Genomic DNA, 23,001 nt, shown 5'->3' with positions numbered 1-23,001 from the left:
TGCCGGTTGCGACCCGAGACCGAAGGAGAATTCGGCTATGGCTCAGGGAACGGCACAGCCGCTTGCAGCGGAGGACGAGCACGCGGCGGCGGAGCCCGCCGTGGCGCGCGAAACGATGAACGGGGAGCCGCTGGATCTCGTCCATCTCGACCGCCACACGCTTGGCAACCGCGACCTCGCGCGCGAGGTTCTCGGCCTTTTCGCCCGTCAGGCGGAGCAGCTTCGCCATCGCCTCGGCGAGGAGGGCGACCCGGCCGAGCGCGCCAGGGCGGTTCACACCATCAAGGGCTCGGCCCGAGGCATCGGCGCCTGGAAGGTGGCCGAGGCGGCGGAGACGATGGAGGCGGCCCTTCGCGGCGGCAAGGCCGGCGACGCCTCGGCGCTCAACGTGGCGCTCGACGAGGCCCGCGATTTCATCGCCATGACGCTCGACGCCGAGTGACGGCAGGACGCGTGCGCATGTCGCAGTGAGGTCTCGCTGCTTGACGTTTTTCAGTGAGAGGGTATGTCGAAGGCGACCGGTCCGACACAGGATCCCGGCAAGTCGACCACGGACACTTTCACCGCACCCAGCCGAGACAGCATCCCATGCCGAAGATCACCTACATCACCGCCGATGGCTCCGAGACCGCCGTCGAAGCCGCCGTCGGAACCACCGTGATGGAGAATGCCATCAAGAACATGGTGCCGGGCATCGAGGCGGAATGCGGCGGTGCCTGCGCCTGCGCCACCTGTCATGTCTATGTCGACGATGCCTGGGCTGCGGCGACCGGCTCGCCGGAGCCGATGGAAGAGGACATGCTGGACTTCGCCTATGACGTCCAGCCGACCTCGCGGCTTTCGTGCCAGATCAAGATGAGCGACGCGCTCGACGGCCTCGTCGTGCGCATTCCCGAGCGCCAGGCCTGACACGCGGCCTGGAGCACGCCCGTGCGCCGCTCCAGGCCATGCCCTGACTGACGTGCCCTGACCGACTGTCTTGGGAAGGGGCTGATTGTCGCGAGAACGGGCGCGGCGGAAATTCCTCCGCCAGCGCCCTTCGCTTTTTGCCAGCACCATGCGCTGCCGGCACAAGACGGCGACGGCATCTCACCCCACATCGCGACCGCATCGCAGTGCGGCGAGCCGGCGTCCGCCAGCTCGCCTCGCGGGTTTGCGCGCCTATTCCGCCGGGCTGGCGGCGAGCTTGCCGCGGCCGGGCCATGCGACCTCGTTGCCCTCGTCCGGGTCGCGTGGGACAAGCCGGGCGAGCACCAGGCTGACGCAGGCCATGGCCGCACCGATCAGGAACACGGCGGCCGGTGACACCAGCCAGATCAGTCCGAAGAGGGCGGGGATGAACACCGCCGCGATGTGGTTGATGGTGAAGGCGACGCCGGCGGTGGGGGCGATGTCGGCCGGGTCGGCGATTTTCTGGAAATAGGTCTTCATGGCGATGGCGACCGCGAAGAAGGCATGGTCGATCACGTAGAGGCCGGCGGCCAGATGCGGGTTGGTGACGAAGGCATAGGTCAGGAAAACGGCGATCAGCCCGATGTATTCCACCGTCAGCGCCGTGCGCTCGCCGACCTTGCCGATCCATGAGCCGATCTTCGGCGCCAGCAGCATGTTGAAGACGCCGTTGATCAGAAACAGGCCCGCCACTTCGTGCACCTCGTAGCCGAAGCGCTCGACCATGAGGAAGCCGGCGAACACCGTGAAGATCTGCCGTCTGGCACCGCCCATGAAGGTCAGTGCGTAATAGAGCCAGTAGCGCCGGCGCAGCACCAGCGTCTTGCGCTGGGGCACACCCTCGCGAAACTGCGGGAAGGCGATGAGCAGGAAGGCGACGACCACCAGCGTCAGCATGCCGGCGATCAGGAAGACGGTCGAGAACTCCAGTTCGAAGGTCTTCCAGGCGACGAAGATCATGCCATAGGCGATGAGCTGGGCGAAGGCACCGACGGACAGGATCTTGCCCATTCCGGCGGCCGCCGTTTCCTTTGGCAGCCACTGCAGCGACAGCGACTGGCTCATCGTCTCGTAATAGTGGAAGCCCACCGACATCACGAGGGTGGTGAGATAGAAGCCCCACAGCGTCGGGAAGTACCCCGTCGCCGCCACGCCGATGCCCAGGCACGCCAGCGACACATAGGCCAGCGTCTGCTCGCGCATCAGCAGCAGCACATAGATCGCGGTGAAGGCGAGAAAGCCGGGGATCTCGCGGATCGACTGCTGGATGCCGATCTCCTTGCCGGTGAAGGCGAGCTCGTGAACGGCGAAATTGTTCATGAGGTTCCACCAGGCAGCGAAGGAAAGCTGCATCGCGCCGGCCATGATCATCAACAGCATCAGCGGCGAGCGCCAGCCGGAACGAACCTCGGGAGCGGTGGGGGGCAGGGGGGCTGTCATGGTCGTTGTCGAAATCCGCTTTGAACACTGGTCGGAAAGACGCCGTGGCGGGCGCCCTGGAAAACACTTTCTGCCGTCACCCGTCGCTGCGGGGCGGGGCGCGCAAGAGGGCCCCCCGAAAGAGGTGGCCCCGCGAAAGCTGAACGCGAGACACTGGGCCAGGGCGGCGCTGTCGGCCGTCGCCCCGGGGAGCGGCATTGCCTGCGCGCTCCGCTTGCCGTTGGCCTGCCGCGTTTCGCGATCAACCCGCCGGGCCGGACGGCATTGACGTGCCTTTTCATAGCCCGGACCGGCATTTGCGTGTTATCGTCATTTTGTCAAAATATGTCGGTGAAACGTCGGGATCTGCACCGAGCCGGTGCTTCCCGGTTGCGCAAGGTCTGGCCATGATCCACCCCGCCCGCCTTCAAAAGCTCCCCGAGGAGCATCCCGATCCGATCATTTCCTATGTGGGCACGGAAGGGGCGGGGACGGTGACGACGCCGCATGCGCATGCGCGGGCGCAGCTGTTTCACATCCAGCGCGGGGCGGTGACGGTGACGACCCAGGCGGGCAGCTTCGTCGTGCCGCCGGAACGGGCGATCTTCATTCCGCCCGGCGTGACCCATTCTTCGACCTATCACACCGAGACGGAGGTCCGCTTTCTCTACATGCGGGTGGACGGCCTGCCGGCGTTGCCGGGCGCGCCTTTCGTGGTGCAGGTGACGGCGCTGCTGCGCGAGCTGATCCTGGCTTTCATGAAGGCGGCGCCGGACTATGTCGGTAACGGGCCGACGGCGCGCCTCGCCGCCGTTCTGGTCGACCAGATCTCCGCCTCGCGGGTCGCGCCGCTGCATCTGCCAATGCCGGAGGCGGAACGGTTGCGCGCCGCGCTGGCGCCGCTGGTCGAGGATCCGGCCGCCGGGCTCTCCGTCGGCGACCTCGCCGTGCGGGCCAGCCTTTCGCTGCGCTCCTTCGAGCGGCATTTCTCCTCCGAGACAGGGCTCACCTTCCGCGCCTGGCGACAGCAGGCAAAGCTGATGAAGGCGGTGGAATGGCTCGGCCAGGGGCTGCCGGTCGGGGAGGTCTCCGACCGGCTGGGCTACGAGGGGCCGAGCGCCTTCGTCGCCACCTTCAAGAAGGCCTTCGGCGTCACTCCGGGTCGCTATTTCGCCGGCCCCTGAGGCGGCTGCGCCGAACGCGAGGTACAGGACTTTCACCACCGCGCCCGCCCGGCCGCTGCTGTCGCCTCACCAACATCGCCCCTCTACCGCCGTCACCCCGGGCTTGACCCGGGGCCCATTCGTTCCCGGAGCGCCGGCGACGTGAGCTCCGGGCCTGCGGATAGCTCCGGCGAACCAGCCGCCGCTGCGTCAACCGCGACGTGGATTGGGTCCCGGGTCAAGCCCGAGGCGGCGGATGAGCGAGGGAGGGGGCGACGGACGAGCAAGGGCGCGGTGTGACCGACGAGCAAGGGAGACGCGGTGCGGGATGCAGGTGCGGGAAGGGATGAGGGGCGTTCGGGGTATGTCAGGCGGTCTCGCGGATCGGCAGCGGGCGCTGCTCCTCGATCGCCTCCATGGCGAAGTAGGAGGTGACGGAATCGAGTTCCACCCCGGCGATCAGCCTCTGGTAGACTGCGTCGTAGCTGGCCATGTCGCGGGTGACGATCTTCAGCAGGTAGTCGTAGTCGCCGCCGATGCGGAAGAAGTCGATCACTTCCGGGATCGTCGAGACATGGGCGCGGAAGCGCGTCAGCCAGTCCAGCGAATGGTGCCGGGTGCGCACCATCATGAACACCACGAGGTCGAGGCCGAGCTTCTCGCGGTCGAGCCGGGCGCTCTGGCCGGTGATGACGCCGGCCTTCTTCAGCGCCTGGATCCGGTTCCAGCAGGCATTGGCCGACAGGTTCACCTTCTCCGCGAGGACGCGCTGGGTGATCGCGCCGTCGCGTTGGAGCAGGCGCAAGATGGCCGCGTTGAACTGGTCGATCATTATCCCCGTCTCCTTGTCATTTTGTCGATCATTGCTACATCGAAAAAGCCATATTTCGCGTCAAAAAGACCAAAATCAGGCTCCCGACAAGGCAAAATTTCGAAAATAAAGCTCGAGATTCGTTCAGTGCCCCTCCGGCTCCCGGCGGGGACAGTCGGGGAATAGATCATGATCCTGTCGCGGTTCACCGAAAGCCTGCCGGAGGGCGAGGCCCTGATGCCGGCGCTGCGTGCCGGCCTCATCGGCGAGGGGATGGAATTCGACGGGCCTTTCGGACGGCGCAAGCTGGTTTACGCCGATTACACGGCCTCCGGCCGCGCGCTTGCCCAGGTCGAGGCCTTCATCGCCGGGCACATCCTGCCGTTCTATGCCAACAGCCATACAGAGGCCTCGCATTGCGGAGCGTTCATGACGCGGGCGCGGGCCGAGGCGCGTGCGGTGATAGCGCGGGAGTTGAACGCCGGGCCGGGGATATCCGTGATTTTTGCCGGGGCAGGGGCAACCGCGGGGATAAACCGTCTCGTTGCCCTGCTTATCCCCGAGGCCGGGATCTCGCCGGCGCTGTGGGAAGGGGGCCTGCGTCCGCTGGTTGTCCACGGTCCCTACGAGCATCACTCCAACATCCTGCCCTGGCGCGAGAGCGGGGCGGATGTTGTCGAGGTCGGGGAGGCGGAAGGCGGCGGGCCCGACATGCAGGAGCTCGAACGCGTGCTGGGGTCCGCGTCCGGCCGGCCGCTTATCATCGGCGCTTTCTCGGCTGCCTCGAACGTTACCGGCATCGAGACGGATGTTGTTGAAGTCACACGTCTTTTGAAGCAACACGGGGCGCTTGCCGTATGGGACTACGCCGGTGGCGGGCCCTATCTGCCCATCGACATGCGTCCGGCGCCCGACGCGCAGATCGACGCGGTCGTCATCTCGCCGCACAAGTTTCCGGGCGGTCCGGGGGCGTCCGGCATTCTCGCCCTGCGCGAGGCGGTGGTGCGCCGCGTGCGGCCGGCTTGGCCGGGCGGCGGCACGGTCTCCTTCGTTTCGCCCTGGGGGGAGGATTACTCCACCTCGCTCACCGCGCGCGAGGAAGCCGGCACGCCCGACATGCTGGGCGACATCCGTGCCGCGCTGGCCTTTCTCGTCAAGCAGGCGGTTGGCTGCGAGACCATCGTTGCGCGGGACAAGGCGCTGGCGCAGCGGGCGTTTTCCGTCTGGGACAAGGTTCCTGGACTGGAGATCCTGGCGTGCGACAAGCGCGGACGACTGCCGATCTTCTCCTTCCGGGTGAAGGATCCGGCGGGCGGGTATATCCACCAGCAACTGGTGACGCGGATGCTGAGCGATCACTATGGCATCCAGGCGCGCGGCGGCTGCGCTTGCGCCGGTCCCTACGCGCATCGGCTGCTCGATATCGACCAGGAGACCTCCGAGGCCTTGCGCGGGGCGATTGCCGCGGGGCGCGAGATCGAGAAGCCGGGCTGGTGCCGGCTCAATCTCGGATATCTCTGCGACGACGCAACGGTCGGCTACATCATTGACAGCGTTGCGGAACTGGCGACGAGGGCAACGGAGCTGCAGCCGCTCTACGCGTGCGATCCGGCGACGGCGCGTTTCTCGGTGGCAAGCTGAGTGCACGGGATTGGAACATGGTTAACGAATTCCGGCTAGGCTTTGCCCAAACCAGCAGAGCCGCAGGAAATCGCGATGGAATCGACGCTTCAGAACATCGAGAAGAACCGCAACACGGAACGGCAGCTTTCCTGGTACGAGGAGCGGGCGGCCTATCTCGACGGCGGCGACATCCCGGCCCATCGGCTTGTCGACATGATGCCGGTCTTCAGCACCCGCCAGGCCGTGACGCGGTTTCTGGAGACCCATGAATACTGGAACCTGATCAAGGACTTGCCGGGCAATATCGTCGAGTGCGGCGTCGCTGGCGGCAACTTCCTGATGGCGATGGCGCATTTCTCGTCGATCTTCGAACCGCATCACTACACCCGCAAGATTGTCGGCTTCGACACGTTCGAGGGATTTACCGAACCGTCGAAGGAGGATCTCTCCTCGGGGGCGGCGCACATGCGCAAGGGCGGGCTTGCGTATGATTCCCATGAACTCTTGAGCGAGGCGATCCGTCAGTTCGACGGCAACCGGATGATCGGCAACATCGCCAAGGTGGAGCTGGTGCGCGGCGATATTTCCGAGACGTTTCAAGACTATCTGGAACGCCAGCCGGCGGCGACGATTGCCCTGCTGCACCTCGACCTCGATCTCTACAAGCCGACCAGGGACGTTCTCGAGCTTGCCTGGGATCGCATGGCGCGCGGCGCGGTGGTGGTTTTCGACGAGCTCAATCATCCCGACTATCCAGGCGAGACGATTGCGGTGCGCGAGACGCTCGGCCTCGGGTCCCTGCGCCTGCGTCGGGTGCCTTGCGCCTCGATGGCGGCCTATTGCGTGAAGGGGGAGTGAGATGACGTTCCTGACGCGGTTTCCGGCCGGCTTCACGGTCGCGGCCGGCGGGCTCGAGGCGGCGATCCGACAGAGCCTGGGATTTCTCTACGCGCACACGGGCACGCACGATCGGGCCTCGTTCTCGCGGGCGCTGATCGACGACCGGGAGGCTGGAGGCCAGCTTGCCGCCGAGACCCAGGACGCCTTCGTCGCCTCCGACGTTTTCGCGGAGATCGTCGCCTCGGCACCGATGCGAGGTTTCGCGGCCGATCTCGTGGGCTGCCGTGAGGCGGATCTCGTCACCGCCTTCCCGCACCTGCGCATCGACCTGCCGACACGGTTTTCCGCCGACGAAAAGCGGCTGAACCTGCCCTGGCACCAGGAGGCGGACTATTATCTGCCGAAGGGCGACTGCTCGACGAAAAGCCTGGTGATCTCGACCCCGCTGTTCGACTGCAAAGCCTCCGACGGTGCACTGGTCGTCGGGCCGGGGTCGCATCTGGAAGGCTACGAGCCCCATTCGACCGTCTTCATGGACGAGGCGCGCCAGCGTCACAAGCGGGTGATCTGCACGCCGCCGGCCGAAGAGGTCGTGGCCGAGACGGTGCAGGGCGAGAGCCAGGTGATCACCTTCCTGCTCAAGCACCGCAGCGGCGTCAACGAAGGCCCGTTCGTGCGCTGCACGATGTTGCTGAGGGTGGGCGCACGCCAGGACATCGACGCCGAGGCCTCCTGACCGCTGGCGCCTGAAACCGGGCGTCTCGCGCCACACCGCGAACGGAAAAGCGCGCGCGAACGAAAAAAAAAGGCCGCACGGCAGGAGCCGGCGGCCTTTGAAGTTTGGGAGGCAGTAGACAAGGGACTTTGGAGCCTTTTGGGCGACGGGCCTTGCGGCCCGCGGCCCCCTCTCTTCAGGCGGCGCGGACCTCCGAAAGGAAGCGATCCACCTCGCTGCGCAGCATTTCCGCCTGGCCAGAGAGTTCGTTCGCCGAGGCCAGGAGCTGGCTGCTTGCGGCACCCGTCTCCTGTGCGGCGGAATTGACGGTCGAGATATTCGACGTGACGTCGGACATGCCCATCGCGACCTGCTCGATGTTGCCGGCGATCTCGCGGGTCGCCGCACCCTGCTGGACGACCGAACCGGAAATCGCGGTGGCGACGGCGCGCATCTGCTCGATGGTCTCGCCAATCGAATCGATCGCGGTGACGGTGTCGCGGGTCGAGCTCTGGATGCCCTTCACCTGGTCGTTGATGTCTTCGGTCGCCCGCGCCGTCTGCGTCGCGAGGTTCTTCACCTCGGCCGCGACCACCGCGAAGCCCTTGCCGGCCTCGCCTGCACGCGCGGCCTCGATGGTGGCGTTGAGCGCCAGCAGGTTGGTCTGCTCGGCGATGTCGGTGATGAGGGCGATGACCTCGCCGATGCGGGTGGCGGCGATCGTGAGCGTGCCGACCTTCTCGTTGGTGCTTCCCACGTTCTCCACCGCGATCTGCGAGATCGACTGGGAATCCTCGACCTGGCGGCTGATCTCGGCAATCGAGCTGGTCAGCTCCTCGGCAGCGCCGGACACGGCCTGGACGTTGGAGGAGGCCTCCTCCGCCGCCGAGGCAACGACGGTCGAGCGCTCGGAGGTGTCGCTCGCCGCGCTCGACAGGGTCTGTGCCGCCGCCAGCATTTCCGTCGCCGCGGAGGCGACGGTGCCGACGATGCCGCCAACGGCGTTCTCGAAGTCGTTGGCGAGCTTGTGGCGCGCCGCGCGGGCCTGCTCGGCGGCGCGCGCTTCGGCTGCTGCCTGCTCGGCCTCGAGGCGCTTCACCTCGATGGCGTTGTCCTTGAAGACCTGCACGGCGCCGGCCATTTCGCCGATCTCGTCGGCTCGCCCGGTATCGGGAACCTGGAGTTCGAGGTTGCCTCCGGCAATGGAGCGCATGACGCCGCTCATCCGGCCGATCGGGCGCGAAATGGTCCGTGCGAAGAAGAAGCCGGCCAGCGCCATGACGAACACGACGAGGCCTCCGATGACGAGGAACTGCCAGGCCATCCGGTTGATCGGTGCCTCGACCTCGGCCAGATCGATCTCGGCGATAAGTGCCCATTTGGTGCCGACAAAGGTCAGCGGCGTGTAGGAGGCCAGAACGTCTGCGCCACGGTAGTCGGTGGAGACGGCGACGCCGCTCTCGCCGGCCAGCGCCGCATTCACCGAAGAGGTGTCGGACTTGCGCGCCAGGATGGTGGTGGGATCGCCTTCCTTGCGGAACCGGCTCTCCGAGCGCAGCAGGTGGTCCTCGCCGACGATGTAGGTCTCGCCGGTCTCGCCCAGTCCGATGGAACGGGTCATGATCGTGTTGATGCGGTCGATCGGCATCTGGAAGACCAGCGCGCCCTCGAAGGTGCCCTTGGCGTCGAGGATCGGTGCGGCGACGAAGCTGGCCGGCGCACCGTTGGAGGGGGCGTAGGGTGCGAAGTCGGCATATGCCAAGTCGTCGATGGAGTGGGCCGAGCGCACCTGGCGGAAGACGGCGCCAAGGTCGGTGTCCTTCCATTCGCCGGCAAGCAGGTTTGTGCCGAAGTCGGCTTCCTTGAACACCGTGTAGACGACGTCGCCTGCGGCATCGACGAGGAAGATGTCATAATAGCCGCGTCGCTCGAGATAGTCGCGGAACCAGGGGTGGAAGCTGGCGTGGATCCGGCTGTAGTCGCTGCCGTCGGCCGCTGCGTCCAGCTTGTGCTTCTCGCCGAGCGGGTTCGGATTGTCGTCGATATAGGCGCGTCGCAGGGCCTCGTTGCCGCGCTCCTTGCTCGGTGCGCTTGCCAGATAGGCGTCCTGGAACGCGCGCAGAGCGTCGTGCACCGCAGCATTTTCCGAGGTGAGCGCGATGTCTTCCCTGATGCTGGCGAGATAGCTCTCCACTTCGGCCTGTCGCGAGGACACGGTCGAGCGCATCGCTTCGAGAGAGGCGTCATAGAGATGTGAGCGCGAGGCCTGATAGCCGACGATGCTCGTCACGATGGTTGCCGCTGCGACAGCCGACGCAACGAGAAGGGGGATTTTCTGTGAAATTCTCAGGGAGACCATGATCGCGCCACTCTCTTACCTTGGGGCATATTGGCAGAATGTGCGGGATCCCTTACGCTGAAGTTAATATTGAATAGTTAGTTTTATCAGGGTTTTGTGACGCCGTTTACCGTGCGCTGTCCGGCGTGAAATATGCCATATGATTTAATTATTTAGCTTCCCGCTCCGCGCGAAAAAAAATGCGCTGCACCATAAAAAAGATGTCTGGCCGCGTTCAGCGAACGAGATCGCGCATTGCCTCATCAAGGCCTTCAAGGGTCAACGGGTAGTGGCGGCCGTCCATGAGCTCGCGGATCATCTGGATCGAGTGGGTGTAGGACCAGTGCCGTTCGGAGACCGGATTGAGCCAGGCGGATCGAGGGAACTGCTGCGTCAGCCGTTGCATCCAGACGGCCCCCGCCTCTTCGTTCCAGTGTTCGACCGAGCCGCCGGCATAGGCGATCTCATAGGGGCTCATGGAGGCGTCGCCGACGAAGATCAGCTTGTAGTCGGGTCCGTATTTGTTGAGCAGCTCCAGGGTCGGAATGCGTTCCGCGTGGCGGCGGGCATTGTTCTTCCACACGTATTCGTAGGGACAGTTGTGGAAGTAGAAGTACTCCAGCACCTTGAACTCGGTGCGCGCGGCCGAGAACAGCTCCTCGCAGACGCGGATATGGTCGTCCATGGACCCGCCGATATCGAAGAACAGCAGCACCTTGACCGCGTTGCGCCGCTCCGGGCGCATGTGGATGTCGAGCATGCCCTTGTGGGCGGTGGAGCGGATCGTGCCGTCGAGGTCGAGCTCGTCCGCCGCGCCCTGCCGGGCGAAGCGGCGCAGGCGCTTCAGCGCGACCTTGATGTTGCGGGTGCCGAGTTCGACCGTGTCGTCGAGATCACGGAACGTGCGCTTGTCCCAGACCTTGACCGCGCGCCGGTGACGGCTGCCGTCCTGGCCGATGCGTACGCCTTCCGGATTGTAGCCATAGGCGCCAAAGGGAGAAGTGCCGGCGGTGCCAATCCACTTGCCGCCGCCCTGGTGTCGTCCTTTCTGCTCCTCCAGGCGCTTGCGCAGGGTTTCCATCAGCTTGTCGAAGCCGCCGAGCGCCTCGACCTCTGCCATTTCTTCCGCCGTCAGGTGTTTCTCGGCAAGCTTGCGCAGCCATTCCTCGGGAAGGTCCTCCGCCTCGATCGCCTCGCCAAGCGCCAGACCGTTGAAAGTCTGGCCGAAGACCTGATCGAACCTGTCGAGATTGGCTTCGTTCTTCACCAGAAGCGCGCGGGCGAGGAAGTAGAAATCTTCCACCTGCTTGCCGGCCAGGTCCGCCTGCAACGCTTCCATCAGCGTCAGGTACTCGCGCAGGGAGACCGGGACGCCGGCGCCGCGCAGATTCGTGAGGAAGGTGATGAACATGGAGCGATTATAGAAAAGCCTGCCGGCCGAGACCAGCGGCTTGGCGTTCCGGCCAGGCCTGCTTCGGTCGTGGCGTGCCCGATCGCTGATCGGGACCGGGCACGCGGCCCTCAGGAGAGGGACGTCAGCATCTTGCCCAGGTCGGTGGACTCCAACTTGAAGGAGACCCGTTTGTCAGCGCCGGCAAGCGTCGCGTATCGGTCGCCGAGCAGTTTCTCGCCGAGGATCGAGGCGAGAACGGACACCGACATGTCGTTGACCTCGATGCTGAATGTCCCGTCGAGCTCCTTCGGGTCGAGCTTTGTCGCGGATGCCTCGCACCACTTGGAGCATTGGCCCGTGCCATGGTTGTAAATGGCTCCGCACCCGTTGCTACAGGAAATGGAGCAGCCGTGACCGGCATCGCATGTTGCCATCTTGAAAATCCTTTTCACTGAAAAGATCTGTTGCATCAGGGCTGCATAGAGTGACGCAGAGGAATTTTCCTGATTTCGCAAATTTACTATTAAAAATACGTTTAGTCAAAAAATACTATTTTTAGTTGCGGTTCGAGGGCTGTCCTGCCGTCGAAGCGGCTGCCCGTCCCGAGGCGCTGTCCAGCAGGGCCTTCGCCTCCGGATCGGAGCGGAACATCTCGCCCATGACGTCGGAGACCGTCGGCCCGCCGTGGCCGACGAAGGGGGCCGGGCGACAGACGGCGATGGCGGCGATGCCGACGCGGGCGGTGAGCATGCCGTTGATCACACCTTCGCCGAGGCGGGCGGAAAGCCGGGCGGCGACGCCGTGGCCCAGAAGCTGGGAGACGAGGCTGTCGCCGGCAGCCATGCCACCGGTCATCGCAAGATGGGCGCCGACATGGCGGGCAAGCCGCAGGAAACCGAGGAAGCCGGGCCTGCCGCCATAGAGCACGGCGAGGCGGCGCATGATCCGGAGGTTCTCCACGAGCACGACGGCGAGATCGAGGATGGCGCGCGGCGAGATGGCGGTGACGACCGAGACGCGCTTGACGCTGTCGCGCACGATGCGCACGGCGCGTGCATCCAGCGGTGTCAGAAGGTCGCGCTCGGCCAGGCGCACGAGGTCGCGGCCATCGATCACCTCGCGCAGATGGGCGGCAACGGCGGCGCGCCCTTGCGCTGTTTCCGGTCGGTTGCGATAGAGCTCAAGCATCTGGCGCAGGGCGGTGCGGGCGGCGTCCTGATCGTCGGCCTCCGCAGCCTTCGCCAGTGCGGTTCGGGTTTCGTCGATGCGGCGCAGGCGCGCGATGCCGATGATCTCGCGGACGGTCAGGCCGAGCGCGGCGACGAGAGCCAGCGCGGCAAGCGCCACGCCGAGCCAGCCGAGCCAGTCGGTGCGGGTGAAAAGATCGCGGATCAACGCATCGACCGACAGGCCGACGGCGAGCGACACGAGGCCGCCGAGGCCGGCGGCAAGCCAGCGCCCCCAGCGGATCCCGCCTGTTGCCGGAGGGGGAGCGACGACGACGGGAAGTGCGTCGGGATCGGCGCTGGGCCGCACGTAAGGCTCGTCGAAGCCGGCGCCGCCGTCGTCGGCCGCGTCGGCGATGCGGGCCGTGTCGAGGCGCACGGCCGTTGGGCGTCGCGGGCGGCGCTGGCCGGGTGAGCTCGGCTTTTCGGTCATGCCAGATGGTCTCCGATCAGGAACTGGAGCGCGCGGTCGAGACGGATATGCGGCAGCGACAGGGTCATGCCCTCCGCCGTTCTTTGGAGCTCCGGCGGACGGAAGCGGACATAGCGCACGCCCGCGTCCACCGTCGTCTCGCCGGTGAACAGCGTTTCGGGATCGTCCGGCAGGTCGCCGGGGAACAGGGCGATCTCGGTCTTGCCGTCATAGGTTTCGCCGTTGACGCGCTCGCCGGCAAGCGGCGTGCCAAGGATCGCCGGCATCTCCTCGCCGCCGTGGGTGAGGGTGGCCTCGCGGGTGGCGCGGATCGCGGCGAGCGCCAGCACGTCCACCTTTGCGCCGCCGTATTCGGCCCGCTCGATGGCCCGGGCGACGAGGCGGCGCAGCACCGCTTCGAGACGGTCATGGTCGGCGCGGTTCAGGTGATCCGCCTTGGTGGCGGCGAAGAGAATGCGGTCGATGCGCCGGGTGAAGACCGAGAACAGCCGCGAGACGCGCCCCGGGCGGAAGGCCTGCAGGATCTCGGTGAGCGCGGTCTCGAGGTCGGCGAGCGCCTCGGCGCCCGCGTTGAGCGCGCCGAGTGCGTCGACCAGCACGATCTGCCGGTCGAGCCGGGCGAAGTGGTCGCGGAAGAACGGGCGCACGACGTGCTTGCGGTAGCTCTCATAGCGCCGCTCCATCATCGCGGCGAGCGAGCCCGGAGGGATGGCGCGCGTCTCCTCGCCGAGGTCCAGGGGGGCGAAGGTGAGTGCGGGGGAGCCTTCCATGTCGCCCGGCATCAAGAAGCGCCCGGGAGGCAGCATCGACAGCGCGCGCTCGTCTTCCCGGCAGGCGGCGAGGTAGCGCTTGAAGCGGTCGGCGAGGGCCCGCGCGGTGGTCTCCTCCGCCTCGGCGAAGGGGTCGGCGGCGGCCAGGGCCTCGAGGAACGGCCGGGCGATCTCCTCGCGACCGCCCTTTCGCGCCAGCTCGACGGCCTCTTGCGAGAAAGCCCTGAAGTCCTTGGAAAGGAGCGGCAGATCGAGCAGCCATTCGCCCGGATAATCGACGATGTCGAGATGGAGCCTTCCGCGCCCGAGGGTGCGCGAAAAGAAGCTCGCGGAGGCATAGTCGATGGTCAGCCGCAGTTCGGCGATCTGGCGCGTCGAGTGCGGCCACAGCCTCTCCTTCAGCAGGGTGTCGACATGGGTTTCAACGTCGAAGCGGGGGACGGCGTCGTCGGGCTGCGGCTCGAGATGCGCGCCGGCGATGCGCCCGCCCGCCGCCGCCTCGAACAGGGGCAGCCGGCCACCGTTGACGAGATTATGCACCAGTGCGGTGATGAACACCGTCTTGCCGGCGCGCGACAGGCCGGTGACGCCGAGGCGTACGGTGGGGGTGCCGAGATCGCCGACCGTCTCCGACAGATTGTCGAAGGAGTAGCGCAGCTCGTCGGCCATGCGGGTAAGGAAGCTGTCTTGCGTCACGTATCGTCTCCGTGCCGCCATGTGGGGAGGATGGCGGGGCAGCGCAAGCGGAACGCCGGGAAGGCGGGGGCGCGGCTCAGTCGGCGGGGCCGATGGCCGAGAGCTCGGACGCCTCGTTCAGGTGGCGCGGCAGGGCGACGGCGACGAGATGTCCGTCTCCCCGCTTCAGGCTCCGCCAGTCGTCGATGTCGATGTCGATCACGGCAAGGCCGGCGGTCGGGTATTTGCCGGCGATGGTGTGGAGCAGGCGCTCCTCGCCGCGACCGGAAAGCTCCAGCGCCGTCTCCTGTGTCGCCGGATTGTGGCCGACGACCAGCAGGCAGCGGGCATCACCGCCAAGCGCGCGGATCACCTCGAGATAATCGAGGTCGCCGTCGTCGTAGAGCGCCGGGGGCATGTCGAGCGGCGCGGCGGCGCCCACATGCGGGAGAATGAGGTCGAGCGTCTGGCGGGTGCGCAGGGCTGGCGAACACAGGATGCGGTCCGGCTCCAGGCCGTGGCGGCGCATGTGGGCGCCAACAATCGGCGCTGCGGCGCGTCCGCGTCCGTTGAGCGGGCGTTCGAAGTCCGAGGGCGCATCCGCCGTCCAGTCCGACTTGGCGTGGCGCAAGAGCATCAGTCGCAGCATCGAGGGCTCCGGCTAGAGATCGGGGGAGGAGCTTGCGCCGCCATTCAATCACATGCGCGGCGGCGCGTCGTGCGGAATGCGGACGCTTGCTGCCGGCTCAGGCGTCGGCGTCTTCCGGCGCGCGACGGTATTCCAGGAGGTCGCCCGGCTGGCAGTCGAGCACCTCGCAAATGCGCTCGAGCGTTTCGAAACGCACGCCCTTCACCTTGCCCGACTTGAGCAGCGAGACGTTCTGCTCGGTGATACCGATGCGCTCGGCAAGTTCGCGGGAGCGCATCTTTCGCCGGGCCAGCATGACATCGAGGTTGATGATGATCGCCATGCGGCCTCCTTACACGAACTGACGGTTTTCGTCCGCAATTCGCGCGGCTTCCTCGAGTGTCCAGCCGAGCACCACGAGAAGCGCGCCGGAGATTACGGCAAGCACGTCATTCCCGGAGAGGCCGACGGCAAGCTCGCGGCTGCCCGGAGCATTCGCCCAGCTCGCGGCAAGGCTTGCGAGGCTGCCGGCTACGATGGTCACCGGAGCGAGCAGGGCGACGATGACCCCGATGCGCCTCAGCCGCCGTCCGCTTTCGGGGACGAGCACGGCGCCGCGCGCGAAGCCGAGGAAAAGCCGGCGTAGGATGAGGAGACCAGTGACGATGAGCGTGAGCGGGATGACGCCGAGCGCGATGCAGAGGATCCTTGCGGTCGGGGTCAGGATGGTGCCGCTGCCGGCGGAGAGGGCGTCGACAAGCCAGCGGTCAAACCCCGCAGGGTCGGCGACCGCAGTGATGGCCAGAGCGAGCGGCAGGCCGACCGCAACGGCGAGCGTCACCCAGGCCATGGCACGACTCATGCGGATGATCCGGGCCATACGGCGTGCATCGTTGGGCATGTGGTTGGAGGTCATTTCAGTTTCCTTCATGTTCTGGTTTTCAAATTTATTGTTTTACAATAATTATTTTCTGTCAATCGAGTTTTTCAGACCTGGGGAAACGGACTTCGCCATGCGCAAGCTGTCAGTCAAGCCGTCTTCGTTGGTCCGTGCGGCCTGACTGTCCGCCGTGCTCCTCCTTGCCTCGGCCTGCTCGCGCATGCCGCTGTCGAGCGCGGCCACATTGCGCAAGTTCGATCTGCGTGCGACTGATTCTGGGCGCGTGGAAGTGGTGGTCGGATATCTGGAACGGATGCGGGGCCGGCCGGGGCGGAGCGGGCATGGTGTTGCGCCAGATCGAGAAGGCGAGTGGCGCGAGGGCTCCGGGTTTTCTCTCTTCGGCGTCACAGCCGGGTGGGCCGGCGCGGGCGCACCGTGCTCGGTCGCCTTGTGTCTCGACGGGCGTGAGGCGCGCTCTCAGCGCCCGTTTTCGGCGAGCTGGGCGGCGAAGGCGGTGACGAGCGGGCCGATCGTCGTTTCCTGCTGGGGCAGGGTGTAGGACATCCACAAGGTGTAGTCGGACGCGCGGGCGTGGAACCGCCAGAGCGTCTCGCAGCGCGTGCCGTTGCGGGTCTCGCCGGTTTTGAAGGAGATGCCGCTGGCGGCGGCGCCGGTGGCGGACAGGCGCGAGAAGCCGGCCTCGCCGTAGCGGGTCTCGAACTCCCGTGCGGCCTGCGCGCTGTTGCCGCTCGGGTGGCTGCGCAGGATCGCCGAAATGCCCGTGTCGCTCTGGTAGATGCAGCCGGCCACCCGGTCGGCCGAGCTTGGAAGCACCTGCAGCCGGCTGAGCGAGCCGACGCGGTCGGGGCAGGTGAGGCCGGTGAAATGGCGCATGCCGTTGGCGACGGTCTTCCACCCGGCGTCGGAAAGGGCCGATCCCGCCCTTTGTGCGGCTGCGGGGCAGACCGCGGTCGCGACGATGGCGGCGGCGGTCAGGATGCTGCGGGCCGCGTTGTCGCGGCCTCTGGCGTTGTGGCGCATCCCGTCGGCCTCCCTTTTTCGCGTCCTAGCGCCCGTCGCGCCGATTGAGGAAGGCGAGGCGCTCGAAGAGATGAACGTCCTGCTCGTTTTTCAGCAGTGCGCCGTGAAGCGGCGGAATGAGCTTCTTTGCATCGGTCTCGCGCAGGGTCGCCGGGTCGATGTCCTCGTTGAGGAGCAGCTTGATCCAGTCGAGCAGCTCCGAGGTCGAGGGCTTCTTCTTCAGGCCGGGCAGATCGCGCAGATTGTAGAAGGTCTTGAGAGCCTCGGCGAGAAGCGTCTCCTTGAGCCCAGGGAAATGCACGTCGACGATCTGGCGCATCGTCTGGGTGTCGGGGAAGGAGATGTAGTGGAAGAAGCAGCGGCGCAGGAACGCGTCGGGAAGCTCCTTCTCGTTGTTGGAGGTGATGATCACCACCGGGCGCTGGCGCGCCTTCACGGTCTCCCCGGTCTCGTAGACATGGAACTCCATGCGGTCGAGTTCCTGGAGAAGATCGTTGGGAAACTCGATGTCGGCCTTGTCGATCTCGTCGATCAGCAGGACGGGTCGGTCCTCGGACGCGAAGGCCTCCCAGAGCTTGCCCTTGCGGATGTAGTTGGAAATATCGTGCACCCGGTCGTCGCCGAGCTGGCTGTCGCGCAGACGCGAGACGGCGTCATACTCGTAAAGCCCCTGCTGCGCCCTGGTCGTCGACTTGATGTGCCATTCGAGGAGCCTGGACCCGAGGGCATCGGCGATTTCCTGAGCGAGCACCGTTTTGCCGGTGCCAGGTTCTCCCTTCACCAGAAGCGGCCTTTGAAGCGCAACCGCCGCGTTGACGGCAATGCGCAGATCCTCGGTCGCCACATAGCCGGAGGTGCCCTCGAAACGCATGAAATTCCCCTGATCCGTTCTGTCCGCCGGCACAGTAGGTGGCGCGCCAGAGACGCGCAAGACCTGCCGGGATGCGCCGCCCGGCCGGCATTTGTTGCCGGGGAAGAGCTGGTCAAAGCTGCCGCCTGCCGCCGGCAAGGAGAGGCGGTTTTTTAGAAAAGCTTTTATTTTCAATCTGTTGAGTGTTTTCTCCGGATTGGCACAGGGTTTGCGAACTGCTCAGCCGAGGCCGGCAGGGATTTGTCGCCGGCATGGCCATCCATGCGTCCTGGAGGTTCAGATGGGTGTTTTTGGTGCATTGAATGCGGCGGTCTCCGGCCTGACCGCGCAGGCTTACGCGCTGGAGAACATCTCCGGCAACATCGCGAATGCGTCGACGACCGGCTACAAGCGTCTCGACACGTCGTTCTCGGATCTTGTCGGCGGAGGCACCGGCGCTCAGACCGGTCAGCTCGCAGGCACCGTGTCCGCCAGTTCGCGGGCGACCAACGGCCTGCAGGGCGATCTTCAGCAGGTCGACGTCAATACCTACATGGCGGTCAATGGCTCCGGCTATTTTGTCGTCCAGGCGCGGGCGGGCGAGGTCGACGGCCGGTCGATCTTCACCGGCAATGATCTCTACACGCGCCGCGGCGACTTCGAGGTCGACAAGGAAGGCCGTCTGGTCAACAAGGCCGGCTATTACCTGATGGGTCAGCCGATCGATCCGGTGACCAAGAACGTCTCCGGCTCGGTTCCCGAGATCATGACGATCGACACGTCGGTGATCCCGGCCGTGCAGACCGACCGTATCCGCTACGAGGGCAACCTGCCGACGGTGCCGCAGACGAGCGCGAAGCTTGCCGGCGGTGACGATCTGCTCGCCACCGGGCTGACCAAGGCCTCGACGGGTGCCGCGCCTGATGCCGCTGCCGTGGGCGAGATCGTCGGCGTCGACACGATCAGCGCCGATGACGAGGTTTCGTTCCTGAACTCCTCGATCGCCGGCGAGGCGATCACCGTCTACAACTCGAGCGGCACGCCGGTGAACGTGCAGATGCGCTGGGCGAAGACCTTCGAGTCCAACGGCACCCAGGAAGACACCTGGTCGCTCTACTACCTGACGGATTCGGATGCCTCCGGCACCGCCACGAAGTGGACCAAGGTTTCCGACGCCCAGTTCGATTCCGGCACGACCAACGGCGGCCGCATGCTGGTTCCGGCGAGCAACAACATGGCGCTCACCAACCTTTCCGTCGACGGCGAAACGGTTGGCGACGTGACGCTCGACTTCGGCACCAACGCGCTGACCCAGTATTCGGACAGCAACGGTACCTCCAACATCTCCAAGCTGACGCAGAACGGCTATCCCTCGGGTGACCTGACCGGCGTTACCGTGTCCGAGGCGGGGCGTCTGGTGGCCTCCTACTCGAACGGCCGCACGCGCGAACTCTATGAGATCTCGCTCGTGTCGTTCTCCGGCGAGGCGTGGCTTGAGCGCCGCGACGGCGGTGTCTTCGAGGTCACGCCGGAGTCCGGCGAGCCGATCGCCGGCGCCACCGGCAAGATCGTCGGCAAGCGGCTCGAGGCATCGAATGCCGACATCGCCGACCAGTTCTCGCAGCTGATCGTGACGCAGCAGGCCTATTCGGCGAACACCAAGATCGTCACCTCGGCCGACCAGATGCTCAAGGAAGCGATCAACATGATCCGCTGATCGGCGTGATCACTCCACCGCCCGGCCGATCGTGGCCGGGCGGACACGTGCACCAGGACAGGCGCGGGTACGGCAATGGGACTAGGTAGCGCTCTCAATACAGCTCTGCTCGGACTGGGGTTCAATCAGCGCCAGCTCGAAGTGACGTCGACCAATATCGCCAACGCGAACACGATCGGCTACACGCGCAAGAGCCTCTCGGCGACTGTTGCCTATGACGGCAACGGCAGGGTCACGGGCGTCGACACCACGACCATGAGCCGTTTCCTCGACAAGGCGATCCAGACCCAGTACCGGACCTCGCTGGCGGAGCAGGGGTATTCGAGCGTCGCGAAGCAATACACGTCGCGCCTCGACCAGCTCTTCGGCACGATCCAGGATCCCAGCTCGATTTCGTCTGGGGTCAACAGCTTCGTCGCATCCATGTCGCAGCTTGCTTCCGGTCCCGAGGACCAGAGCTACCGGCTCGACGTCATGCGCAACGCCCAGACGCTGGTCAACCGCATCAACGACATGTCCTCCGAAATCCAGGCGATGCGCCAGGAAACGGAAGCGCAGATCGGTGAACAGGTTACCCGGGTCAACGATCTTCTGGGCGAGATCCAGAAGCTCGACCGTCAGGTGGTCGCCTCAAGCCAGAACGGCGAACAGCCGGTCGGGCTGATGGACGAGCGCGACATGCTGCTCGAAGAGCTCTCGACCTATCTCGACATCGAGGTGAAACCGACCGAACAGGGCGGCGTGCGCATCCACACGGGTGGCGGCACGCTCCTCTACGACGTCGATGTGATGAAGATGAAGTTCGATGGGCGCGGCAGCATCAATGCCAACGCGCTCTATTCCATCGATGGCAACGACCGGGGCGTCGGCACGATCGTGCTGGAAAACGCCGAGGGCAGCCAGATCGACCTGCTGGCGACGCGTTCGCTGAAAAGCGGATCGCTTCTCGGGCTGGTCAGTATGCGCGACGAGGCGCTGACCGACGCGCAGGCGCAGCTCGACGCGCTCGCGGCGACGATGGCGCGCGCCTTCTCGACGCACGAACAGGCCGGCACGCCCTATCCGGCGACCGGAACGCAGACGGGCTACGAGCTCGATCTCGCCAACATGCAGCCCGGCGACAGCCTGACCTTCGACGTCAAGGATGTGGCAACCGGGCGCACCAAGTCGGTGACGGTCTATCGCAGCGACGGCACGGAAGATCCGGCACTCACCAAGACCTCCGACAGTGACGACATCTTCCTTGCCGTCGATTTTTCCAGCGGCAACTACGGCACCATCGCCGCCGGCATCCAGGCGGCGGTCGACGGCGATCCGCGCATCGGCGCGGGCGTGCTGAACTTCACCAATCCGGCCGGAACGACGCTGCGGATGGAGGCGGCGACGCCGGCCGCGACGCGCATCACCTCGGCCGCCGCGCAGGAAACGGTTTCCGGCACCGGCACGGCCGCGGACGCGCTGCCTCTTTTCGTCGACGACAACGGCCAGCCATTTACCGGCATCGGTGACGGTCGACCGAACGTCACCGGCTTCGCGGCACGCATCCGCGTTTCCCAGGAGATCCTCGACGACCCCTCGCTTCTGGTGAAGTACACGCCGAACGTCGAGAACGGCGACACGACGCGGCCGCAGGCGATCCTCGACAAGCTGACGAAGACCGATTTCGCCTATGCGCCGGGCACCAAGATCGGCGGAAGAAACTCCGTCTTCAAGGGGACGATCAACGACTTCGTCACCGCCTCGGTCTCCTACCAGAGCAGCAAGGCCTCCCAGGCCAACGCCACCGCGACCGGCCAGGACGTGGTGACGGCAAATCTCAAGACGCGGCTCGACAGCTCGTCCAAGGTCAACATGGACGAAGAGCTCTCGCAGCTTGTGCAGTTGCAGAACGCCTATGCGGCCAACGCCCGGGTGATGCAGGTCGTGCGCGAGCTCTATGACATTCTGATGCGGAGTTAGGACCCATGGCGATCAACATGTATGGCAGCCTTGCGATGCCTTCGCAGGTTTCTTATCTCACCAACCTTCGTTCGCAGATGGACACGCTGCAGGAGCAGATCGGCACCGGCAAGCGCGCCACCACATATGGCGGCCTGGGGTCGGAGCGCGTGCTCGACCTGTCGATCAAGCAGCAGCTTTCTCAGATTGGCGTCTACAAGCAGACGATCGACCTGGCGAGCCTCCGTCTCGACACGCTCGACAAGACCAGCGAACGACTGGAGGCCATCCGCATCGAGGCGAAGGCCTCGACCGACCAGAACAATTTCGAGCTCTTCAGCAACGGCCGCAGTTCCTCGCAGACCTCGGCGGAAATCTCGCTGCGCGAGTTTATGGCGCATCTCAACACGGACGTGGGCGGGCGGTTCCTGTTCTCGGGCAAGGCCGCGGACACGACGCCTGTCCAGAGCCTCGATTACATCCTTGAGGGCGACGGCAACTTCGCCGGCCTGAAGACGGTGATCTCCGAATACAATCAGGCCGATCTCGGTGCGCTCGGCAACGGCCGGATGACGACTGCGACGGCCGGCACCCAGGTGACACTGTCCGAGGACGGGGCGCATCCCTTCGGCTTCAAGATCGACAGCGTCGCATCGGGCCTGTCCAACGCCACGGTGACCCAGACAGCGGGGCCGCCGGCTTCGCTCGATGTCGATTTCACCGGCCAGCCCGAACCCGGGCAGGCGATCCGCGTGTTCGTCAACCTGCCGGACGGCAGCCAGACCGAGGTGAAGCTGGCGGTCGCCGGCGGCGAGCAGGCCAACGAGTTCACGTTCAACCGTGGAGCGACGCCGGCCGACACGGCGGCGAACTTCCAGACGGCGCTCGACAGCGCCCTGTCCAAGGTGGCGAACACGGAGCTGAAGGCGGCCTCGACGATGCGGGCCTCCGACGCGGTGTTCGACACCGCTCCGAAGTCGCCGGTGCCGCCGGGCTACCAGCCGCTGGCGCGCGTCGTGCCGAGCGCCGGGCCTCCGGTGGACTTCACCACGGCGACGACCGTGCGCGACGGCACGGCCGATACCGTGGCCTGGTACTCCGGTGACAATTCCTCGACCAGCGCGCGCTCGGACATGAGCTCCCAGATCGACGAGAACCTGACCGTGCGCTACGGCGCCAGGGCGAATGAGGACGGCTATCGGGAGGTGGTGCAGTCGCTGGCCGCCTTCGTCGCCTCCGATTTCTCCAACTCCACGACGGAGAACCAGGAATTCTACAAGTCGATGGCGAAGCGCTCCTACAACGGGCTGACGCCGGACGGCGATCAGGCATCGGGCATTCGCTCCAATCACATGGAGTTCGTGTCCGCCCAGCGGGCTGTCGCCGATGCGAAGAGCCGTTACAAGATCGAGGAGAGCACGCTGAATGCCGCCATCGACGGCATCGAGGGCGTCGACAAGGATGCTGCGGCGGTGAAGCTGTTGACGCTCAGAACCTCGCTGGAGGTGAGCTATCAGGCGACCAGCATCACGTTGAACATGTCCCTGTCGAAGTATCTCTGAAGCCGGCGGAAGCCTTCTTCGCGACATC

Annotated in this window: 21 protein-coding genes; 9 read left to right on the top strand and 12 right to left on the bottom strand. The window is 65.7% G+C overall.

What is annotated here, in order from left to right:
• Window positions 1–37: 37 nt before the first annotated feature.
• Entirely contained in the window at window positions 38–442 is a 405-nt protein-coding gene (locus ACN0WF_RS00985) for an Hpt domain-containing protein (protein ID WP_417770895.1), read from the top strand.
• Window positions 443–588: 146 nt separating this feature from the next.
• Window positions 589–909 (top strand): 2Fe-2S iron-sulfur cluster-binding protein, encoded by a 321-nt coding sequence (locus ACN0WF_RS00980; protein ID WP_417770894.1) that lies wholly within the window; start codon window positions 589–591, stop codon window positions 907–909.
• A gap of 252 nt (window positions 910–1,161) precedes the next feature.
• Here the strand turns inward: ACN0WF_RS00980 and ACN0WF_RS00975 are convergent, their stop codons facing one another.
• Window positions 1,162–2,391, bottom strand: a complete 1,230-nt coding sequence (locus ACN0WF_RS00975; RefSeq protein ID WP_417770893.1) for an MFS transporter — start codon at window positions 2,389–2,391, stop codon at window positions 1,162–1,164.
• 386 nt (window positions 2,392–2,777) lie between these two features.
• Between ACN0WF_RS00975 and ACN0WF_RS00970 the strand changes: the two genes are divergently transcribed.
• Complete coding sequence (locus ACN0WF_RS00970; RefSeq protein ID WP_417770892.1) at window positions 2,778–3,554, top strand: AraC family transcriptional regulator; 777 nt, start codon at window positions 2,778–2,780, stop codon at window positions 3,552–3,554.
• Between the two features lie 346 nt (window positions 3,555–3,900).
• Here the strand turns inward: ACN0WF_RS00970 and ACN0WF_RS00965 are convergent, their stop codons facing one another.
• Window positions 3,901–4,365, bottom strand: a complete 465-nt coding sequence (locus tag ACN0WF_RS00965) for an Lrp/AsnC family transcriptional regulator (protein WP_417770891.1) — start codon at window positions 4,363–4,365, stop codon at window positions 3,901–3,903.
• A gap of 168 nt (window positions 4,366–4,533) precedes the next feature.
• Between ACN0WF_RS00965 and ACN0WF_RS00960 the strand changes: the two genes are divergently transcribed.
• The 3 genes from ACN0WF_RS00960 to ACN0WF_RS00950 all read left to right on the top strand — a co-directional run bounded on the left by ACN0WF_RS00960 (window position 4,534) and on the right by ACN0WF_RS00950 (window position 7,543).
• The gene (locus ACN0WF_RS00960) at window positions 4,534–5,985 is read left to right on the top strand and encodes an aminotransferase class V-fold PLP-dependent enzyme (protein WP_417770890.1); all 1,452 of its coding nucleotides are present in this window, start codon (window positions 4,534–4,536) and stop codon (window positions 5,983–5,985) included.
• A 75-nt stretch (window positions 5,986–6,060) separates the two neighbouring features.
• Window positions 6,061–6,825, top strand: coding sequence for a TylF/MycF/NovP-related O-methyltransferase (locus ACN0WF_RS00955; RefSeq protein WP_417770889.1), 765 nt, complete (start codon window positions 6,061–6,063; stop codon window positions 6,823–6,825).
• A gap of 1 nt (window position 6,826) precedes the next feature.
• Window positions 6,827–7,543, top strand: a complete 717-nt coding sequence (locus ACN0WF_RS00950; RefSeq protein WP_417770888.1) for a phytanoyl-CoA dioxygenase family protein — start codon at window positions 6,827–6,829, stop codon at window positions 7,541–7,543.
• 175 nt (window positions 7,544–7,718) lie between these two features.
• On the opposite strand, the gene ACN0WF_RS00945 is transcribed toward ACN0WF_RS00950, so the two are convergent.
• The 10 genes from ACN0WF_RS00945 to ACN0WF_RS00900 form a co-directional block, all read right to left on the bottom strand.
• Entirely contained in the window at window positions 7,719–9,881 is a 2,163-nt protein-coding gene (locus ACN0WF_RS00945; protein WP_417770887.1) for a methyl-accepting chemotaxis protein, read from the bottom strand.
• A gap of 214 nt (window positions 9,882–10,095) precedes the next feature.
• A complete protein-coding gene (locus ACN0WF_RS00940; RefSeq protein ID WP_417770886.1) occupies window positions 10,096–11,271 on the bottom strand; it encodes a vWA domain-containing protein in 1,176 nt (391 codons plus the stop codon).
• 110 nt (window positions 11,272–11,381) lie between these two features.
• A complete protein-coding gene (locus ACN0WF_RS00935; protein WP_417770885.1) occupies window positions 11,382–11,687 on the bottom strand; it encodes a hypothetical protein in 306 nt (101 codons plus the stop codon).
• A gap of 121 nt (window positions 11,688–11,808) precedes the next feature.
• A complete protein-coding gene (locus tag ACN0WF_RS00930) occupies window positions 11,809–12,912 on the bottom strand; it encodes a YcjF family protein (protein WP_417770884.1) in 1,104 nt (367 codons plus the stop codon).
• Window positions 12,909–14,351 (bottom strand): YcjX family protein, encoded by a 1,443-nt coding sequence (locus ACN0WF_RS00925; RefSeq protein WP_417771207.1) that lies wholly within the window; start codon window positions 14,349–14,351, stop codon window positions 12,909–12,911. Before ACN0WF_RS00925 ends, ACN0WF_RS00930 begins: the two co-directional genes overlap by 4 nt.
• 103 nt (window positions 14,352–14,454) lie before the next feature.
• A complete protein-coding gene (locus ACN0WF_RS00920) occupies window positions 14,455–15,006 on the bottom strand; it encodes a SixA phosphatase family protein (protein ID WP_417770883.1) in 552 nt (183 codons plus the stop codon).
• Window positions 15,007–15,103: 97 nt separating this feature from the next.
• A complete protein-coding gene (locus ACN0WF_RS00915; RefSeq protein ID WP_417770882.1) occupies window positions 15,104–15,328 on the bottom strand; it encodes a helix-turn-helix domain-containing protein in 225 nt (74 codons plus the stop codon).
• Window positions 15,329–15,337: 9 nt separating this feature from the next.
• Window positions 15,338–15,916: a DUF2975 domain-containing protein gene (locus ACN0WF_RS00910; protein WP_417770881.1), complete on the bottom strand. Its 579-nt coding sequence runs from the start codon at window positions 15,914–15,916 to the stop codon at window positions 15,338–15,340.
• 426 nt (window positions 15,917–16,342) lie between these two features.
• Window positions 16,343–16,906: a hypothetical protein gene (locus ACN0WF_RS00905; protein WP_417770880.1), complete on the bottom strand. Its 564-nt coding sequence runs from the start codon at window positions 16,904–16,906 to the stop codon at window positions 16,343–16,345.
• A 25-nt stretch (window positions 16,907–16,931) separates the two neighbouring features.
• Window positions 16,932–17,777, bottom strand: coding sequence for an AAA family ATPase (locus ACN0WF_RS00900; protein ID WP_417770879.1), 846 nt, complete (start codon window positions 17,775–17,777; stop codon window positions 16,932–16,934).
• A 280-nt stretch (window positions 17,778–18,057) separates the two neighbouring features.
• Between ACN0WF_RS00900 and ACN0WF_RS00895 the strand changes: the two genes are divergently transcribed.
• The 3 genes from ACN0WF_RS00895 (at window position 18,058) to ACN0WF_RS00885 (ending at window position 22,973) form a co-directional block, all read left to right on the top strand.
• Window positions 18,058–19,473, top strand: coding sequence for a flagellar hook protein FlgE (locus ACN0WF_RS00895; RefSeq protein WP_417770878.1), 1,416 nt, complete (start codon window positions 18,058–18,060; stop codon window positions 19,471–19,473).
• A gap of 75 nt (window positions 19,474–19,548) precedes the next feature.
• Complete coding sequence (flgK, locus tag ACN0WF_RS00890; protein ID WP_417770877.1) at window positions 19,549–21,432, top strand: flagellar hook-associated protein FlgK; 1,884 nt, start codon at window positions 19,549–19,551, stop codon at window positions 21,430–21,432.
• Window positions 21,433–21,437: 5 nt separating this feature from the next.
• A complete protein-coding gene (locus tag ACN0WF_RS00885) occupies window positions 21,438–22,973 on the top strand; it encodes a flagellar protein (protein ID WP_417770876.1) in 1,536 nt (511 codons plus the stop codon).
• Window positions 22,974–23,001: the final 28 nt, after the last annotated feature.

The sequence above is a fragment of the Stappia sp. genome, assembly GCF_048268045.1.
Taxonomy (GTDB): domain Bacteria; phylum Pseudomonadota; class Alphaproteobacteria; order Rhizobiales; family Stappiaceae; genus Stappia.
This window is presented reverse-complemented; position numbering and strand designations above follow the sequence as displayed.

Bases quoted from the DNA above. Each gene is read 5' to 3' on its own strand.
- ACN0WF_RS00985 (WP_417770895.1), top strand. From the start codon at position 38: ATGGCTCAGGGAACGGCACAGCCGCTTGCAGCGGAGGACGAGCACGCG.
- ACN0WF_RS00925 (WP_417771207.1), bottom strand. From the start codon at position 14,351: ATGGCCGACGAGCTGCGCTACTCCTTCGACAATCTGTCGGAGACGGTC.
- ACN0WF_RS00945 (WP_417770887.1), bottom strand. From the start codon at position 9,881: ATGGTCTCCCTGAGAATTTCACAGAAAATCCCCCTTCTCGTTGCGTCG.
- ACN0WF_RS00965 (WP_417770891.1), bottom strand. From the start codon at position 4,365: ATGATCGACCAGTTCAACGCGGCCATCTTGCGCCTGCTCCAACGCGAC.
- ACN0WF_RS00955 (WP_417770889.1), top strand. From the start codon at position 6,061: ATGGAATCGACGCTTCAGAACATCGAGAAGAACCGCAACACGGAACGG.
- ACN0WF_RS00980 (WP_417770894.1), top strand. From the start codon at position 589: ATGCCGAAGATCACCTACATCACCGCCGATGGCTCCGAGACCGCCGTC.
- ACN0WF_RS00885 (WP_417770876.1), top strand. From the start codon at position 21,438: ATGGCGATCAACATGTATGGCAGCCTTGCGATGCCTTCGCAGGTTTCT.
- ACN0WF_RS00920 (WP_417770883.1), bottom strand. From the start codon at position 15,006: ATGCTGCGACTGATGCTCTTGCGCCACGCCAAGTCGGACTGGACGGCG.
- ACN0WF_RS00905 (WP_417770880.1), bottom strand. From the start codon at position 16,906: ATGCGCCACAACGCCAGAGGCCGCGACAACGCGGCCCGCAGCATCCTG.
- ACN0WF_RS00940 (WP_417770886.1), bottom strand. From the start codon at position 11,271: ATGTTCATCACCTTCCTCACGAATCTGCGCGGCGCCGGCGTCCCGGTC.
- ACN0WF_RS00900 (WP_417770879.1), bottom strand. From the start codon at position 17,777: ATGCGTTTCGAGGGCACCTCCGGCTATGTGGCGACCGAGGATCTGCGC.
- ACN0WF_RS00895 (WP_417770878.1), top strand. From the start codon at position 18,058: ATGGGTGTTTTTGGTGCATTGAATGCGGCGGTCTCCGGCCTGACCGCG.
- ACN0WF_RS00930 (WP_417770884.1), bottom strand. From the start codon at position 12,912: ATGACCGAAAAGCCGAGCTCACCCGGCCAGCGCCGCCCGCGACGCCCA.
- ACN0WF_RS00915 (WP_417770882.1), bottom strand. From the start codon at position 15,328: ATGGCGATCATCATCAACCTCGATGTCATGCTGGCCCGGCGAAAGATG.
- ACN0WF_RS00975 (WP_417770893.1), bottom strand. From the start codon at position 2,391: ATGACAGCCCCCCTGCCCCCCACCGCTCCCGAGGTTCGTTCCGGCTGG.
- flgK (WP_417770877.1), top strand. From the start codon at position 19,549: ATGGGACTAGGTAGCGCTCTCAATACAGCTCTGCTCGGACTGGGGTTC.
- ACN0WF_RS00970 (WP_417770892.1), top strand. From the start codon at position 2,778: ATGATCCACCCCGCCCGCCTTCAAAAGCTCCCCGAGGAGCATCCCGAT.
- ACN0WF_RS00935 (WP_417770885.1), bottom strand. From the start codon at position 11,687: ATGGCAACATGCGATGCCGGTCACGGCTGCTCCATTTCCTGTAGCAAC.
- ACN0WF_RS00950 (WP_417770888.1), top strand. From the start codon at position 6,827: ATGACGTTCCTGACGCGGTTTCCGGCCGGCTTCACGGTCGCGGCCGGC.
- ACN0WF_RS00910 (WP_417770881.1), bottom strand. From the start codon at position 15,916: ATGAAGGAAACTGAAATGACCTCCAACCACATGCCCAACGATGCACGC.
- ACN0WF_RS00960 (WP_417770890.1), top strand. From the start codon at position 4,534: ATGATCCTGTCGCGGTTCACCGAAAGCCTGCCGGAGGGCGAGGCCCTG.